This window comes from Cryptosporangium arvum DSM 44712 (assembly GCF_000585375.1).
GTDB lineage: Bacteria > Actinomycetota > Actinomycetes > Mycobacteriales > Cryptosporangiaceae > Cryptosporangium > Cryptosporangium arvum.
Window position 1 is genome coordinate 9,097,674 of sequence record NZ_KK073874.1, and the last position, 13,655, is coordinate 9,111,328.

Annotated in this window: 19 protein-coding genes; 14 read left to right on the top strand and 5 right to left on the bottom strand. The window is 72.4% G+C overall.

Going from position 1 to position 13,655, the window contains the following annotated elements; translation table 11 throughout:
* Nucleotides 1–99: 99 nt before the first annotated feature.
* Genes CRYAR_RS41925 through CRYAR_RS41940 form a run of 4 tightly spaced genes read left to right on the top strand, consistent with a single transcriptional unit; the run spans nt 100 to nt 2,713 of the window.
* On the top strand, nt 100–702 hold the full coding sequence (locus CRYAR_RS41925) for a hypothetical protein (RefSeq protein WP_157018515.1): 603 nt from the start codon (nt 100–102) through the stop codon (nt 700–702).
* 12 nt (nt 703–714) lie between these two features.
* A complete protein-coding gene (locus CRYAR_RS41930; RefSeq protein ID WP_063725838.1) occupies nt 715–1,512 on the top strand; it encodes a metallophosphoesterase in 798 nt (265 codons plus the stop codon).
* A complete protein-coding gene (locus tag CRYAR_RS41935) occupies nt 1,479–2,327 on the top strand; it encodes a HipA family kinase (RefSeq protein ID WP_035859525.1) in 849 nt (282 codons plus the stop codon). The genes CRYAR_RS41930 and CRYAR_RS41935 overlap by 34 nt, the downstream gene beginning before the upstream one ends.
* Nucleotides 2,324–2,713: a DUF3037 domain-containing protein gene (locus CRYAR_RS41940; RefSeq protein ID WP_035859528.1), complete on the top strand. Its 390-nt coding sequence runs from the start codon at nt 2,324–2,326 to the stop codon at nt 2,711–2,713. The genes CRYAR_RS41935 and CRYAR_RS41940 overlap by 4 nt, the downstream gene beginning before the upstream one ends.
* Here CRYAR_RS41940 and CRYAR_RS41945 read toward each other — a convergent pair.
* A complete protein-coding gene (locus CRYAR_RS41945) occupies nt 2,684–3,208 on the bottom strand; it encodes a hypothetical protein (protein ID WP_157018517.1) in 525 nt (174 codons plus the stop codon). The genes CRYAR_RS41940 and CRYAR_RS41945 overlap by 30 nt on opposite strands.
* A gap of 113 nt (nt 3,209–3,321) precedes the next feature.
* Here CRYAR_RS41945 and CRYAR_RS41950 point away from each other — a divergent pair, with 113 nt between their 5' ends.
* Together CRYAR_RS41950 and CRYAR_RS41955 are read left to right on the top strand one after the other, a co-directional pair.
* Nucleotides 3,322–4,446, top strand: a complete 1,125-nt coding sequence (locus tag CRYAR_RS41950) for a sensor histidine kinase (RefSeq protein ID WP_035859536.1) — start codon at nt 3,322–3,324, stop codon at nt 4,444–4,446.
* On the top strand, nt 4,439–5,098 hold the full coding sequence (locus tag CRYAR_RS41955; protein ID WP_035859539.1) for a response regulator: 660 nt from the start codon (nt 4,439–4,441) through the stop codon (nt 5,096–5,098). The genes CRYAR_RS41950 and CRYAR_RS41955 overlap by 8 nt, the downstream gene beginning before the upstream one ends.
* Here the strand turns inward: CRYAR_RS41955 and CRYAR_RS41960 are convergent.
* Nucleotides 5,065–5,511 (bottom strand): MarR family winged helix-turn-helix transcriptional regulator, encoded by a 447-nt coding sequence (locus CRYAR_RS41960; protein ID WP_035859541.1) that lies wholly within the window; start codon nt 5,509–5,511, stop codon nt 5,065–5,067. The genes CRYAR_RS41955 and CRYAR_RS41960 overlap by 34 nt on opposite strands.
* A 45-nt stretch (nt 5,512–5,556) precedes the next feature.
* Between CRYAR_RS41960 and CRYAR_RS41965 the strand changes: the two genes are divergently transcribed.
* Nucleotides 5,557–5,949: a MarR family winged helix-turn-helix transcriptional regulator gene (locus CRYAR_RS41965; RefSeq protein ID WP_035859544.1), complete on the top strand. Its 393-nt coding sequence runs from the start codon at nt 5,557–5,559 to the stop codon at nt 5,947–5,949.
* On the opposite strand, the gene CRYAR_RS41970 is transcribed toward CRYAR_RS41965, so the two are convergent.
* Complete coding sequence (locus CRYAR_RS41970) at nt 5,946–6,815, bottom strand: fructosamine kinase family protein (RefSeq protein WP_035859548.1); 870 nt, start codon at nt 6,813–6,815, stop codon at nt 5,946–5,948. The genes CRYAR_RS41965 and CRYAR_RS41970 overlap by 4 nt on opposite strands.
* Nucleotides 6,816–6,838: 23 nt before the next feature.
* Between CRYAR_RS41970 and CRYAR_RS41975 the strand changes: the two genes are divergently transcribed.
* A complete protein-coding gene (locus CRYAR_RS41975) occupies nt 6,839–7,849 on the top strand; it encodes a P1 family peptidase (protein WP_035870062.1) in 1,011 nt (336 codons plus the stop codon).
* Nucleotides 7,850–7,893: 44 nt separating this feature from the next.
* Nucleotides 7,894–8,403, top strand: coding sequence for a hypothetical protein (locus tag CRYAR_RS41980; RefSeq protein WP_157018519.1), 510 nt, complete (start codon nt 7,894–7,896; stop codon nt 8,401–8,403).
* Here CRYAR_RS41980 and fdhD read toward each other — a convergent pair.
* Nucleotides 8,400–9,224 carry a formate dehydrogenase accessory sulfurtransferase FdhD gene (gene fdhD, locus CRYAR_RS41985; protein WP_035859556.1) on the bottom strand — a complete coding sequence of 275 codons (825 nt, stop codon included), beginning with the start codon at nt 9,222–9,224 and terminating at the stop codon, nt 8,400–8,402. The genes CRYAR_RS41980 and fdhD overlap by 4 nt on opposite strands.
* 44 nt (nt 9,225–9,268) lie before the next feature.
* Here fdhD and mobA point away from each other — a divergent pair, with 44 nt between their 5' ends.
* From mobA to CRYAR_RS42000, 3 genes are read left to right on the top strand one after another with little or no spacing between them, the layout of a single operon-like run.
* The gene (gene mobA / locus CRYAR_RS41990) at nt 9,269–9,904 is read left to right on the top strand and encodes a molybdenum cofactor guanylyltransferase (protein ID WP_063725839.1); all 636 of its coding nucleotides are present in this window, start codon (nt 9,269–9,271) and stop codon (nt 9,902–9,904) included.
* Nucleotides 9,901–10,158, top strand: a complete 258-nt coding sequence (locus tag CRYAR_RS47870) for a DUF6457 domain-containing protein (RefSeq protein ID WP_035859558.1) — start codon at nt 9,901–9,903, stop codon at nt 10,156–10,158. The genes mobA and CRYAR_RS47870 overlap by 4 nt, the downstream gene beginning before the upstream one ends.
* A 4-nt stretch (nt 10,159–10,162) precedes the next feature.
* A complete protein-coding gene (locus tag CRYAR_RS42000; protein WP_035859560.1) occupies nt 10,163–10,456 on the top strand; it encodes an MTH1187 family thiamine-binding protein in 294 nt (97 codons plus the stop codon).
* Here the strand turns inward: CRYAR_RS42000 and CRYAR_RS42005 are convergent.
* Nucleotides 10,453–10,932 carry a hypothetical protein gene (locus CRYAR_RS42005; RefSeq protein ID WP_157018520.1) on the bottom strand — a complete coding sequence of 160 codons (480 nt, stop codon included), beginning with the start codon at nt 10,930–10,932 and terminating at the stop codon, nt 10,453–10,455. The genes CRYAR_RS42000 and CRYAR_RS42005 overlap by 4 nt on opposite strands.
* Before the next feature lie 173 nt (nt 10,933–11,105).
* Here CRYAR_RS42005 and CRYAR_RS42010 point away from each other — a divergent pair, with 173 nt between their 5' ends.
* Together CRYAR_RS42010 and CRYAR_RS42015 are read left to right on the top strand one after the other, a co-directional pair.
* Nucleotides 11,106–12,560, top strand: coding sequence for a T3SS (YopN, CesT) and YbjN peptide-binding chaperone 1 (locus CRYAR_RS42010; protein ID WP_211247905.1), 1,455 nt, complete (start codon nt 11,106–11,108; stop codon nt 12,558–12,560).
* Between the two features lie 100 nt (nt 12,561–12,660).
* On the top strand, nt 12,661–13,530 hold the full coding sequence (locus CRYAR_RS42015) for a hypothetical protein (protein ID WP_035859566.1): 870 nt from the start codon (nt 12,661–12,663) through the stop codon (nt 13,528–13,530).
* The last annotated feature ends 125 nt before the right edge of the window (nt 13,531–13,655 follow it).

The window sequence follows — 13,655 nt, forward strand, 5'->3', positions numbered from 1 at the left end:
TGGTGGGCGGCACCTCGGACTGTGGGCGGAGCCGCTTGGAAAGCTCTTGCGATCGGCCTGGCAACTCAGGGACAAGCGCGTGGGCGCACGGTGCGGGCCATGACAACCACGACCGTCGTCGCCCCGCCCACCAGCACCAACGCCAAGGCACTGGCCGTCGTCGCCGGCGGAGTGCTCTTCGCCGTCGGCAACGCGATGCACCCCTGGGAGCACAACGAGGCCGCCTTGAGCGCTCCCACCTGGGCCGGCGCGCACGTCGTCTTCGCCACCGGGGCCGTGCTGATCGCGGCCGGCCTGGGAGCACTGAGACAGCGGCTGGCCCGGTCGAAGGCCGCCGTCGTCGGGCTCGGGTTCCTCTGGGTCGCCCTCGTGCTGATGCCGGTGAGCTCCTACGCCGAGGCCTACGTTGCCCCGGCCGTCGGCCGGGACGGCTTCACCGCAATCGAGGAGTCGACGATCCTGTTCGGGCTGGTGTCCGGCCTGCCGCTGCTGATCGGTCCGCTGCTCGTCGTCTTCGGTGCGCTGCGGCACAAGCTCCTGCCGACCTGGATCACGCTGTCCTTCCTGGGGACGACGCTCGGCCTCGTGCTCGGCCCCGCAGTGCCCAAGGAGGGCTACGCGATCATTCCGGGCACGGTGATCTTCGGTCTCGGGGTCGCCGCCGCCGGTTGGCTTTCCCGGAAGCCCGAACGTTTCATGTGAAACGCTCCGCCCATGACCGTGATCGCGCACGTGAGTGACCTGCACCTGGACGGTGGCCCGCGCGCGGCGGGTCGGGCCGGCGCCGTCTTCGACTACCTCGATCGCTGCTCGGTCGACGCCATCCTGGTGACCGGCGACATCGCCGACCACGGCGCCCCGGCCGAGTACGAGGAAGCCGCGAAGTTGTTCGCCGACCGGGACAACCTCTTCACCTGCCCGGGCAACCACGACCGGCGCCGGCCCTACCGAACCGTCCTCCTCGGCGACCCGACCGGCGGCGACGAGCCCGTGAACCGGCTCCACCGCCTCGGCGCCGACGGCCCGGCGTTCCTGCTCTGCGACTCCTCGATCCCCGGACGCCACGACGGTATGCTCGCCGAGGAGACGCTCGCGTGGATCCGGACGTCGCTCACCACGCTTCCGCCCGACGTCCCGGCCTTCGTCGTTTTCCACCATCCCCCCGTCGTGCTGCACCAGCCCTACATCGACGAGATCCGGCTGGCCGACGCGGACAGCCTGGCCCTCGTGCTCGGCGACTTCCCGCAAGTCGTCGCCGTCCTCACCGGGCACGCCCACACGGCCGCCGCGTCCACGTTCGCGGGGCTGCCGTTACTCGTCGGCCCCGGCGTGGTCTCCACCCTGCTGCTGCCGTGGGAGGGCGATCGGATCGTCGACCTGGACGCCCCGCCGGCGCTGGCGTTCCACGTCTGGGACGACGGGCGGCTCACGACCCACTACCCGGGTAATCGGTTAGGGCGGCGGCCTAGGCTTCGGCTGTGCTGCCCCATGTCACTGCCGTCCGTTACGTGACGCCGCTCCGTGAGGGCGGCTCGCTCCCCGGCCTGATGGAGGCCGACGACCTCGGCACCTACGTCGTGAAGTTCGTCGGCGCCGGTCAAGGCCGCAAGACGCTGATCGCGGAGATCATCTGCGGCACGCTCGGCCAGGCGCTGGGGCTGCCGATCCCGGACCTCGTCACGGTCGACGTCGCACCCGCTCTGGCCGGCGGAGAGCCCGACCAGGAGGTGCAGGATCTGCTCCGCGCCAGCGCCGGGTTGAACCTCGGCATGGACTACCTGCCGCGCGCGCTCGACTTCGACGCGACCGCGTTCAGCGTCGACGCCGGGCTGGCCGGCCGGGTGCTCTGGTTCGACGCGCTCGTTGGCAACGTCGACCGGTCGTGGCGGAACCCCAACATGCTGTACTGGCACGGCGATCTGCAGCTCATCGACCACGGGGCCACGCTGACCTTCCACCACAACTGGCCGGGAGCGGCGAAGTCCGCCGACCGTCCGTTCGACGCCACCCAGCACGCGCTGATCGCCTGTGCGCCGGCCGGCGGGGAGCCGCCGGCGCTCGACGCCGCCGACGCCGCGCTGGCGCCGCTCGTGACCGCCGATTCGCTGGGCGCCGCGGTGGCGGCCGTGCCGGACGTCTGGCTCGAGGACGAGCCCGGGTTCGACTCGCCGGACGACGTCCGCCGCGCTTACGTCGAGCGCCTGCTGGCTCGCCTGGCCGCCCGTCCGGCGTGGCTCCCACCGCTCGAGGAGACGGCCCGGACCGCCCGCGGTTCGCGCCGGAGCGTCGCGTCGAACCGGCCCACCTGGCTCGAGGGCACCAAGTGAGCACGCGGCACGTGTTCGAGTACGCGGTCCTGCGGGTGGTGCCCCGGGTGGAGCGCGGCGAAGCGATCAACGCCGGGGTGCTGCTCTACTGCCGTCCGCTGAGCTACCTGGGTTCGCGCGTGCACCTGGACGCCGACCGCCTGCACGCCCTCGACCCGCGGGCGGACGCCGAGGCGATCACGCTGGCGCTGAAGGCGGCCGCCCGGACCTGCTCGGCCGACGCCGTCGGTCCGGCCGGCGAGGAGGAGATCGGTCGCCGCTTCCGGTGGCTCACCGCACCACGGAGCACGGTGATCCAGCCCGGCCCGGTGCACACCGGTCTCACCGACGACCCGGACGGCGACGCCGACCGCCTGCTACGCGTGCTGGTGCTGCCGGTCGACTGACCGCACGGTCGCCCCGCGCAGCCCGACGTGGGCGAGCGAGAAGAGCAGTGCGCCGTCGAGGTAGTGGCAGTACATCGCGCCGAGGTACGACGGTCCGCCCCACGCGTTGTGGGTGAAGTTGGGATCGAGCCCGGCGAACACCTGCTCGCCGATGCGCCAGCACATGTAGAGCTGGAGGAACACGAGGAACGCGGCCGCGGCCCAGCGCAACGGGTTGCGCGAGGTCCGGAACGTGGCCCCGATCCGGCTCGTGATCGGCCGCAGCAGCGGCGAGAACACGACCTTCGCTCCGAGTGGGCTCCGGCGCGCCGCGATCACCCACCACACCGCGACGACCGCGGTGATCACGAGGTGCGGTATCCACGCCTCCGTACCCGGGACGTGACGCTCGATCGCGTCGTCGCGGTGGGCGAGGTACCAGGCGACGCCGCTGGCCAGACCGATGCCGGTGGAGACGGTGGCCAGGACGAGAGCGGGACGCGAGAAGGTGTTCATGCCGTTCACCGTGACGCGGAGGGGCGTGGTCGCGCGTCGCACCGGGTAGTGATCCGGCTCGTCATGCTGAGGAGTGACGCGCCGGCCCGCCGGACGTCACTAGCGTTCGTTCCGTGCGAACGAACCGAGCCGACCTCGTCGACGCCGCGCTCGCGATGGCTTCGTTCGGAGTGTTCACCGGGCCGATCGTGGTCGGCGTGGCCGATGGCACCGGGCCCACCTGGGCGATCGTGGCGCTCGGGCTGCTGGCAGCAGTGCCCCTGGCCGTACGGCGGCGGGCACCGGTGGCGGTGCTGGCCGTGGTGGCCGCCGCGCTCGTCGTCGCCGCGGCGACCGGCGTCCGCTTCACCGTGTTCGTGAGCAACGGCGGGCCGGCGCTGGCCATCGCGGCGTTCACCGCCGCCGAACGGCGGCCGAGGCGGGTCGCGGTGATCGCGGCGGGGGTGGCGGTGGCGGCCGTCACCGCCACCGAAGTTACCGCGATCGGACTGCACCCGGACGTCGAGCAGGACGCGATCCAGCTGGTCACCGCCGTTCCGGCGGCGTTCCTCGGATACGCGATCGCGGTCCGGCGCCGCTACGACGAGCAGCTGCGCGAGCGCGAGGAGCAGCGGGCCCGGGAGGAGGAGCGGCGGATCCGGGCCGAGGAACGGCTCCGTGTCTCCGCCGACGTGCACGACATCGTGTCGTCGACGCTGAGCATGATCGCGGTGCGCTCGGGGGTGGCCCGGGTCGTGCTCGAGCAGCAGCCGGACGAGGCCCGGGTGGCGCTGAGCACGATCGAATCGGCGAGCCGAGCGGCGCTCGACGAGCTCCGGGCCGTGCTGCACGCGCTGCGCGAGTCGTCGGCGGCCCCGTCCGCGCCGACGCTCGCCGACCTGCCCGAGCTCGTGGCCACCGCCGACTGCGACGTGTCGCTGAGCACGCCGCCGCAGGTCAGCGCCCCGCCGCTGGTGCAGGAGTCCGCGTACCGAATCGTCCAGGAGGCGCTCACGAACGTCGCCAAGCACGCCGGTCCCGTCCCCACCCGGGTCGACGTGACGTGCGTGGACGGAGGGTTGTCGGTGTCGGTGGTGAACGCTGCGGGCCGGGCGTCCGTCCCCGGTGGTTCCGGCTTCGGCCTGGTCGGGATGCGCGAACGCGTCGCGCTGCTCAACGGCACGTTCGACGCCGGTCCGCGCCCCGACGGCGGGTTCGCCGTCGTCGCGAACTTCCCGGTGGGAGTCGACCGTGGCTGACATCCGGGTCCTCGTCGTCGACGACGAAGCGCTGATCCGCGCCGGGTTCCGGGTCCTCGTCGACGCGTCACCGGGCCTCACCGTCGTCGGCGAGGCGGCCGACGGAACGGCCGCGGTGCGTCAATGCCGGGCGTTGCGGCCCGACGTCCTGCTCATGGACATCCGGATGCCGGGCATGGACGGGCTGGAAGCGACCCGGCACGTCGTCGGCGACGCGACGCTCGACGCCCGGGTGCTGATCGTCACGACGTTCGGCGAGGACGAGCACGTGTTCGCCGCGCTGCGGGCCGGGGCCAGCGGGTTCGTGCTGAAGGACACGCCGCCGGAGGACCTGGTGGCGGCGATCCGGGTCGTCGCGTCCGGTGAGTCGTTGCTGACGCCCCGGGTGACCACCCGGCTGATCGCGGAGTTCGTCCGCCGGGAACCGGTGGTGCGCACGACCGAGCTCACCGGCCTGACCGAGCGCGAGCGCGAGGTGCTCGTGCAGGTGGCGGCCGGCATGTCGAACACCGAGATCGCCGAGTACTTCGTGGTCAGCCTCAACACGGTGAAGACGCACGTCAGCCGGCTGTTGATGAAGTTGTCGGCGCGCGACCGGGCGCAGCTGGTGGTGCTGGCCTACGAGTCGGGGCTCGTGGTCCCGGGCAGCTGAGCCACGAAGTCGGTGAGCAGGCGCGCGAACGTGGCGCGCTCGTCGTCGGACCAGGTCTTCATCGCGGTCGCGAACATCGACCGGCGGAAGCCGTGGAGGTGCTCGGAGACGTTCCTCCCGGCTTCGGTGCGGGCGAGGAACGCCCGGCGGCCGTCGGACTGGTCGGCGACCCGGACGAGCCAGCCCGCGTCGACGGCGGCGGCCACCACACGGCTGGCGCGGGGCTGGTCGACCTGCAGCGCGGTGGCGACGCTCGACACGGTGGCCCGGTCGTCGGCGGCCTCCACCACGTCGAGGACGTCGTAGGCCGCGGTGCTCTCGCCGTGCCCGGCCGCCCGCGCGAACGTCCGCCGGGTCATGCTCCGGCGCATCGCGACGACGGCCCGCTCGACCGCGTCGACCTCGGTGCTCATAGATGCTACTTTACATCTAGTTGTTTCCTCGCATGGAGGTGAACCGTGGATCGACCGATCGGGTACTGGGTGAAGAACCTCGACAACGTCCTCGAGGGTTCCCTCGATCGCACGCTGGCCTCGCGTGGCGTCGGGCGGCGGCACTGGCAGACGCTGAACCTGCTGGCCGACGCGCCCCGGACGGTCGCGGAGGCCACGGCGGAGCTGGCCCCGTTCCTCGGGCCCGGCGAGATGCTCTCGGTTCTGGCCGAACTCGAGCGGTTGGGCTGGGTCGAGGGTGGCGATCGGTTCGTGCTGACCGCGGAGGGCCAGGCGGCACTGGAGTCGTTGCGTACCGAGGTGACGCAGATGCGTCAGCGGGCCACCGAAGGGCTCTCGGAGGACGACTACCGGACGACGGTGGCGACGCTCCGTCGAATGGCCGAGAACCTGGCCTAGAAGCTCGTCGCCGCGGCGACGGTGCGGGACGCGTACGAACTGCCGAAGAGGACGCAGTGCACCAGCAGCGGGAACAGCTGGTGCAGGCCGACGCGCTCACCCCAGCCCGCGGCCAGCGGCGAGGCCTCGTCGTAGGCGGCGAGCACGGTCTCCAGGAACGGAAGGCCGAACAGCGCGAGCATCGCCAGGTCGGTTTCGCGGTGCCCGCCGTAGGTCGCCGGGTCGATCAACCACCAGCCCTCGACGTCGCCGACCCGTCCGGGGAGAACGTTGCCCGACCACAGGTCACCGTGCAGCCGCGCGGGCGGTTCCGGCGGGCCCGCGACATCCGGGACACGCGCCAGTGCGGCGTCGATCGTGGACGCTTGCCCGGCGGTCAGCGCCCCGCCGTCACGCGCGCGTCGCAGCAGTGGCTCGCACCGATGTTTCACGTAGAACGTCGGCCAGTCCGGCTCGGGGGTGTTCGGCAGCGGCAGCGTGGCCAGCACGCCGTCGGTCTCGGCGCCGAACGTCGGCTCTCCGGTCGCGTGCAGCGCCGCCAGGCGGCGGCCGAACTCCCCGGCCCCGGCCGCGGTGGGCGTGGTCCGGTCGACCCAGGCCGTGACCAGCATCTCCGGCACGGCGGTGAAGACCTCGGGAATCCTCACGGCCCCGGCGTCGGTGAGCCGTCGCAGCGAGCGGCCCTCGGCCGGAAGCGCGGCGCTCGGCTCCGCGGTGACCTTGGCGAACAGGCTCGTACCGTCGTCGAGCGTCCAGCGCTCGACCCGGCCGCCCTTCGCACCGCCGAGTGGCGTGATGCGAATCCGCTGGTGCTCGACGAGCCGCGGAATCGTCTCCGGGTGCGCACGCAGGTAGTCGAGGTCCACTGGTGTTTTGTAACAGCATGGAGATGCCGACGGTCGTCCGCGCCGGAAATACCAACAGCCTGGTCGACGTGCCGGGAATCCGCGTCGGCCAGGCGCAGCGACGCGGTGACGGCTGGCTGTCCGGGGTGACCGTGGTGCTGCCGCCGCCGGACGGTGCCGTCGGCGGCGTCGACGTGCGCGGCGGCGGGCCCGGCACGCGTGAAACCGATGTGCTCGACCCCCGGAAGCTGGTGGAGAAGGTCCACGGCATCGTCCTGACCGGCGGATCCGCGTTCGGGCTGGCCTCGATCGACGGTGTCGTCAGCCGGCTCGCGGACGACGGGATCGGCTTCCCGGTCGGGAACGGCGTGGTTCCGATCGTGCCGGGCGCGGTCATCTTCGACCTGGCCCGCGGCGGCGACTTCCGATCCACACCCGACGCCGCGCTCGGCGCCGCGGCGTACGACGCGGCGACGGCCCACGTCGAGATCGGCAGCGTCGGCGCGGGCACGGGTGCGGTGGCCGGCGGGTTGGCCGGCGGAGTCGGGACGGCCAGCGCGGTCCTCAGTGACGGGTACACCGTCGCCGCGCTCGCGGTCGTGAACGCGGCCGGCAGCGCGGTCGATCCGCGTACCGGCGTGCTCCACGGCATCAGCGACGGTCTGCCCGGCGAGTTCGACCTACGCGCGCCGGCCCCGGAGGAGGTGGAGCGCTGGATCGGACCGTCCGAACCCGGCCGGTTCAACTTCAACACCACGCTCGGCGTCATCGCCACCGACGCGCCGCTGAGCAAGGCCGGCTGCGGCGGGCTGGCCTCGGCGGCCCACGACGGGCTGGCCCGTGCGCTGCGCCCGGCCCACACGATCACCGACGGGGACACCGTGTTCGCGCTGTCCACCGGCGTCGGCGAGCCGCTGACCGGTATCGACCAGCGTGCCGTGCAGATCGTGGCGGCCGACTGCCTGAGCCGCGCGATCGCCCACGGCGTCCTGGCCGCCTCCGATCGCCGGGACGCGCGCTCGTACCGGGCGTTGTTCCCGAGCGCGATTCGCTAGATTCCGGTCCGCCGACGAGGCTCACGGGGCTACCGTGACCGTCCATGGCACGGGCTTGGGCCGTCGGCGCGGCCGCGTCGGTTTTCGCGCTCCTGTTGTACGAGAGCGCACGAGGCTGGGCTTCGACGATGGGGCCCGACCTGGTGACCCCGCTGTTCCTCCTGCTGTCCTACGTCGGCATCGGCACCGCCACCGGACACGCCGCGGTCTCGCTGACCGGCAAGCCCCGGCGGGCGTGGCCGGCCGTCCTGGTGGTCTCGGTGGTGGGGGCCGTGCTCATCGGCTGGGGGCGCGACGCCGAGCTGCTGCGCCCGGCGCTGGGTGCGATCCCGGCCGCGCTGGGCGGCGGAGCGTGCACCGCGGTGGGCGGGTGGCTCGGGTTGGTGCTGCCGAACGTCCATCGGGCGGCGGCACCGGTGTCGGTGCTGAGGTCGCTGAAGACCGTGGAGCTCCGCCCGCGGCGGACGCCGGTGACCACCGCCGGCCGCCATCACGAACGGCCGGCTCCGCCTGCGCCGACCGACGAGCCCGACATCCTCGAGTTCGGTCGTTAGAGCTCGATGCGCTCGGCGCCGGCGTAGATGTTCATGGTCTCGCCGCGCAGGAACCCGACGAGCGTCATACCCGCCTCGGCCGCGAGGTCGACCGCCAGCGTCGACGGTGCCGACACCGCGGCCAGTAAGGGCACACCCGCCATCACGGCCTTCTGCACGAGCTCGAACGACGCCCGGCCGCTCACCATCAGCACCTGGCTCTTCGCCGGCACGGCGCCCGCTTTGAGGGCCGCGCCGAAGACCTTGTCCACCGCGTTGTGCCGCCCCACGTCCTCACGGACGATGCTCAGCTCGCCGTCCGGACCGGCGAGCGCGGCCGCGTGCAACCCACCCGTGCGGTCGAACACGCGCTGGGCCTCGCGCAGCCGGTCGGGCAGCTTCGCCAGCACGTCCACGCCGATCCGCAGCGGATCCTCGTCGACCCGGAACGAGCTCTGCGTCCGCACCGCGTCGATCGACGCCTTGCCGCAGATGCCGCACGAGCTCGTCGTGTAGACGTTCCGCGTGATGTCGGGCGTCGGCGGCGCCACCCCGGCCGCCAGCACGACGTCCATGACGTTGTAGGTGTTCTGCCCGTCCGGGCCGGTGCCCAGGCAGTAGCGCGCGCCCGCCACCTGCTCCGGTGCCGTCACGACGCCCTCGCTGAGCAGGAACCCGTGCACCAGGTCCACGTCGTCGCCGGGCGTCCGCATCGTCACCGCGAACGACTGCCCGTTGACGCGGATCTCCAGCGGCTCCTCGGCCACGAGGGTGTCGGGTCGGCGAGTCTGTTCGGAACCGTTCACACGAACCACCGGTCGGCGTCCGGTCACCCTGCCCATGGTGTTCTCCTCGCGGTCGACAGTATTCAGCGTACTTTCGATTCGTGGATTCGTACGGGGCGATCGTGCTCGCCGGTGGACAGGCCCGGCGGTTGGGCGGTGTGCACAAACCCGGTCTGCTGATCGGTGGCGTCCCGTTGCTGCACCGGGTGCTGGCCGCGGTGCCCGGTGCGCGCCCCCGCGTCGTCGTCGGGCCCACTCAGCCGGTTCCCGCCGACGTGCTGGTGGTGCGCGAGAGCCCCGCGGGTGGCGGACCGGTCGCGGCGCTCGCCGCGGGATTGACGGCCGTCGGCGACGTCGAGCTGGTCGCGTTGCTCGCCGGCGACCTGCCGTTCCTCACCGTCGCGGTGCTGGCGTCGCTGCGTGAAGCCGCCCGTGACCAGCCGGGCGCGGTGCTGATCGACGCCGACGGCCGGGACCAGTTCCTGGCCGGGGTGTACCGCGTCTCCGCCCTGGCCGAGGCGCTGCGCTCCGTCGGGCCCCCGTCCGGGGTGCCGATGCGGCGGGTCGTCGCCGGGTTGCAACTGGCCCGCGTGCGGGTATCGCCCGACGGCGCACCGCCGTGGCTCGACTGCGACGATGCCGACGACGTCCGGGCCGCCGAGCGGCTCGCGTCCGGAGACGACGTCCGGGCCGCTGAGCGGCTCGCGTCCGAACACACCGAGGAGGCAAGCGGATGAGCACCTTGGACGACTGGGTGGCAGCCGTCACCGTGGACCTGGGCCTGGAACACCGGGTAGACCGCGCGCTGGTGCTCGACCTGGCGCGCGACGTCGCGCACGGCGTCGCCCGGCCGGCCGCGCCGCTGACCACGTTCCTGCTCGGCCTGGCCGTGGGGGCCGGCGCCGATCCCCGGGAGACCGCGGCGAAGATCGCCGCGCTCGCCGAGGGCTGGGACCCCGACCGGGTCTCCGAGACGACGCTGGAGGACTGAAGCCGTGATAGTCGCTTTTTCGGTCAGCCCGATGGGAACCGGCGAGTCGGTCGGGGAGGCCGTCGCCGCGGCGGTGCGGGTGGTCCGCGAGAGCGGCCTGCCCAACCACACCGACGCGATGTTCACCTCGATCGAGGGTGAGTGGGACGAGGTGATGGACGTGGTGAAGCGGGCCGTCGAGGCCGCCGGGGTCGGCGCCGGCCGCGTCAGCCTGGTACTCAAGGCCGATATCCGACCGGGCGTCACCGACGGCCTGACCAGCAAGGTCGCCACCGTCGAGCGCTTCCTGGCGGACTAGATCCCGCTCTGGACGAGCCAGTTGTCGCCGCTCTTCACGAGCGTGAAGCCACTGCCGCTGCTGACGTCGGGCGCGGCGTGGTGCGACGTCTTGGTCGTCGTCTTCTTCTTGCCGTTCTTGTCCTTCTTGGTGGTCTTCGTGGTCTCCTCGACCTCGAGATCACCATCGCGGACCGTGGCGGTTGAGCCCTTGACTTGGACGTCGTTCACGTCGATCTCGTCCAGGTCGTCACGTACGCCGCTGGACAGGTCGGCGTACCGCTTGCTGAGCGCGGAGGCGCAGTCGCCGCCCAGCTTCTGCTTGGCCTTCGAGTCGACGTAGTCGCAGGCTTGCCGGTAATCCTGCTCGCCGACCTCGTCGAGATACTCGGACAGCGCCGTCCGAACCTTGTCCTCGTTCGAGGACGAACAGCCCGTCAGCACCGTGGCCAGCGTGGCTGCGGCCGCCGTCGCTAGGAGGACAGGACCTAACCGCATGACTCTCTTTTCTCCTTCATAACCGGACCTCGTGTCCGATCCCACAACGAGTGTGCGGTGGAAGCGTCGAAGGAAGGATTGTTGAGTCAGCCACCCGTCATACGGGCAAGTAGGGCAGCACTAGGGTTGCCGAAGCGCGCCTGAGGCCGCGAACGCATGACACAGGAGGCGCCATGCCGGGATTCGACTGGTCCAGTGTGCCCACCAGGCTGGCCGCCGAACTGGCGCGTGAACTCGCGCTGGAAGAGGCGGCGGGAGGCCCGGCGGCCGCACTGCGGGCCACGTTCGGTCCGGTACCGCGCGTCGATTTCGTCCGGATTGCGTGGCCGATTCTGCGTGACGGCTGGCTCGTCTCGGACGCCGACGCACGCTCCGACGTCGTCGCCGGACTACGCGCCGCCGGGCTCGGCGACCACGAGACGGCTCCGCGCGGCGCCGACGCACAACTCGCCTACCTGCGGTCTTGCCGGAACAACCGGCGGCTGCGACAACTCGTGCTCGACCGGTTCCTGGAACTGGGTGAAGATGACGTCCACGAGATCCGTGAACCGGGCGAAGACGGGGGGCCAGTGCCGAAGCCGAAGCGTGCCAACTCTCGACGGCGCCCGGTGGAGGGCTCACCTCTTCCGCTCCCCGAGGACCCGTCGACGGTGGACCTCGGCGCGAAGGTCGAGGCCGCCTGGAGCGAGCTGCGTTCGGCGCTGGCCGGCGTGCTCGCCCAGCTGGAGCTCGGCGCTCAGCTCACGATGACGCTCGACCCCACCGCGGGCGGCACCGGTGACGCCACGTACACGGTCGAGTTCGTGATGTTCGACGAGAACCTGCTGCACGCCGAGGCGGTCGGCAACGCCGCGCTGCCACCGGGGCACCGGCTCGACCGGCACGCGATCGCCGATCTGGTGGCGCTGGGGTGGTCGCCGCCCGGCGTCGTCGACGGCACCACCGACAACTTCGGACTCCAGATGCCGACGTCGGACGCCGACCGGTTGGCCGCGATCGCGATCCGGACGCTGCGCGAGGTCTACGGCACACCGCACCCCGCGTTCCTCACGTACTCGGCCACCGCGCTGGAGGGTGAGGTCGAGGTGCTCTCGCTCGGCGCCGCCCGGCGGGTGCCCGGCGGCGGTTCGTCCGCGGGCGCGCCCGCCGCTCACGATCCGGCGGCTCCGCTGCCCGACCGCGTCCGCGCGGTGGTCTCCGAGCTGCTGGCGCGGCCGGTCGACGAGCTCCCGCTGGACGCCGACGGCGACATCGCGATCCGCAGCGGCTCGGCGATGGTGTTCGTCCGGATCACCGACGACCCACCGCTGGTCGAGGTGTCGTCGCCGGTGTTGACCGAGGTACGGGCCACGCAGCGGCTCTACGAGCGGCTCTCGGCGCTGACCAAGACGCTGCCGGTCGGCCGGTTGTACCTGGAGGACGACACGGTCTGGGCGTCGGTCGGGGTGTTCGGCACCGACTTCCAGCCGACCCACCTGTCGACCGCGATCCGGGTCATGACCGGCCTGGCTGACGTGCTCGACGACCGCCTCCAGGGCGACTTCGGGGGCAAGGTCTTCTTCGGCGAAGCACTCCCGGAACGCCGCGAACCGGGGCCGCACGGCGAGCGGACCGGGATGTACCTGTGAGTTCGGGGTATCCGTTGCACGGTTTCGTCGGTGGGCTCTGGTAGGAATCCCCCCAAGACGCGGGCTCGGAATAGGAGCCCGACGCACTGGAGGAGGCAGGATGCCGACCACCCGCAGCCGAGGGCTGTCCACTGCCGACCTCGACTCGCTCCGTACGGCGGTCGAGGCCGGACGGAAGCCCAAGGTCCAGTTCACCTCGGCGGCCGGGCAGATCGCCGGCCAGATCGGCCAGGTCGTCCGCCTGGACGACCCGTCCGCCGACGAGTGGGTCGTAGTTCGGTTCGGTCGGGACGAGCTCCCGTTCGCCCCGACCGATCTGCAGATCGCGCCGAAGGCCCCGCCGCGTCAGAAGGCCGTCCCCAAGGCGGCGATCGCGCCTGCGGGTGTCGAGTCCGTGGCCACGGCGCCGAGCGCACCGCCGGCCGCGGTGGCCGCCGCCACGTCCACCGCCACCCGCCCGGTCACCGCGGCCGCCACCCCGGCCGAGGCCGCCGCTTCGGCCAAGCCGGCCACTACGGCCAAGCCGGCCGCACCGGTCACTGCGACCAAACCGGCCGCACCGGCCGCCGCGGCTCGGGTGGTCGAGGCGCCGAAGCCGGCGCCTACCGCTCCGCGGCCCGTTTCACCGACGGTCGACGACGGTGCGGCGAAGCCGGCCGCGAAGGCGCGTCCCGCGCGCAAGGCCGGCGCCAAGCGTGCTCCCGACCTCACGGTGACGCTCGCCCACCACGAGGGCCACTGGACGGTCTCCGCCGCCCGCGGGGCCCGGGTCCTGGTGAAGCCGACGTCCGTCCGCGCGGCCGACGCGCTGAAGATGGTCGGGCTCCTCGAGTCGCCCGCAGTCGCCGACGCCGTCGACGAGATCGTGTCCGCGGCTCGCGCCGAGGCCGAGGAGCAGGCCGAACGCCTCCGGCAGCAGCTGGCCGAGGTCGAGGCGGCGCTGGCCGATCTGTCGGACCCCGAGGAGTAGGCCCTAGTAGGCCGGTTGGCCGGTACTTCGTCACGTTCGCCCCGCCTGCCGACGGTAATCTCCGTGGCGGACACGCCGAGTGATGACGGCGGCAGCTCGACCGGAGAGCGAAGGGCGGGGCTCGG

Bases quoted from the DNA above. Each gene is read 5' to 3' on its own strand.
- CRYAR_RS41925 (WP_157018515.1), top strand. From the start codon at position 100: ATGACAACCACGACCGTCGTCGCCCCGCCCACCAGCACCAACGCCAAG.
- CRYAR_RS41930 (WP_063725838.1), top strand. From the start codon at position 715: ATGACCGTGATCGCGCACGTGAGTGACCTGCACCTGGACGGTGGCCCG.
- CRYAR_RS41945 (WP_157018517.1), bottom strand. From the start codon at position 3,208: ATGAACACCTTCTCGCGTCCCGCTCTCGTCCTGGCCACCGTCTCCACC.
- CRYAR_RS41960 (WP_035859541.1), bottom strand. From the start codon at position 5,511: ATGAGCACCGAGGTCGACGCGGTCGAGCGGGCCGTCGTCGCGATGCGC.
- CRYAR_RS41975 (WP_035870062.1), top strand. From the start codon at position 6,839: ATGCCGACGGTCGTCCGCGCCGGAAATACCAACAGCCTGGTCGACGTG.
- CRYAR_RS41980 (WP_157018519.1), top strand. From the start codon at position 7,894: ATGGCACGGGCTTGGGCCGTCGGCGCGGCCGCGTCGGTTTTCGCGCTC.
- fdhD (WP_035859556.1), bottom strand. From the start codon at position 9,224: ATGGGCAGGGTGACCGGACGCCGACCGGTGGTTCGTGTGAACGGTTCC.
- CRYAR_RS47870 (WP_035859558.1), top strand. From the start codon at position 9,901: ATGAGCACCTTGGACGACTGGGTGGCAGCCGTCACCGTGGACCTGGGC.
- CRYAR_RS42005 (WP_157018520.1), bottom strand. From the start codon at position 10,932: ATGCGGTTAGGTCCTGTCCTCCTAGCGACGGCGGCCGCAGCCACGCTG.
- CRYAR_RS42010 (WP_211247905.1), top strand. From the start codon at position 11,106: ATGCCGGGATTCGACTGGTCCAGTGTGCCCACCAGGCTGGCCGCCGAA.
- CRYAR_RS42015 (WP_035859566.1), top strand. From the start codon at position 12,661: ATGCCGACCACCCGCAGCCGAGGGCTGTCCACTGCCGACCTCGACTCG.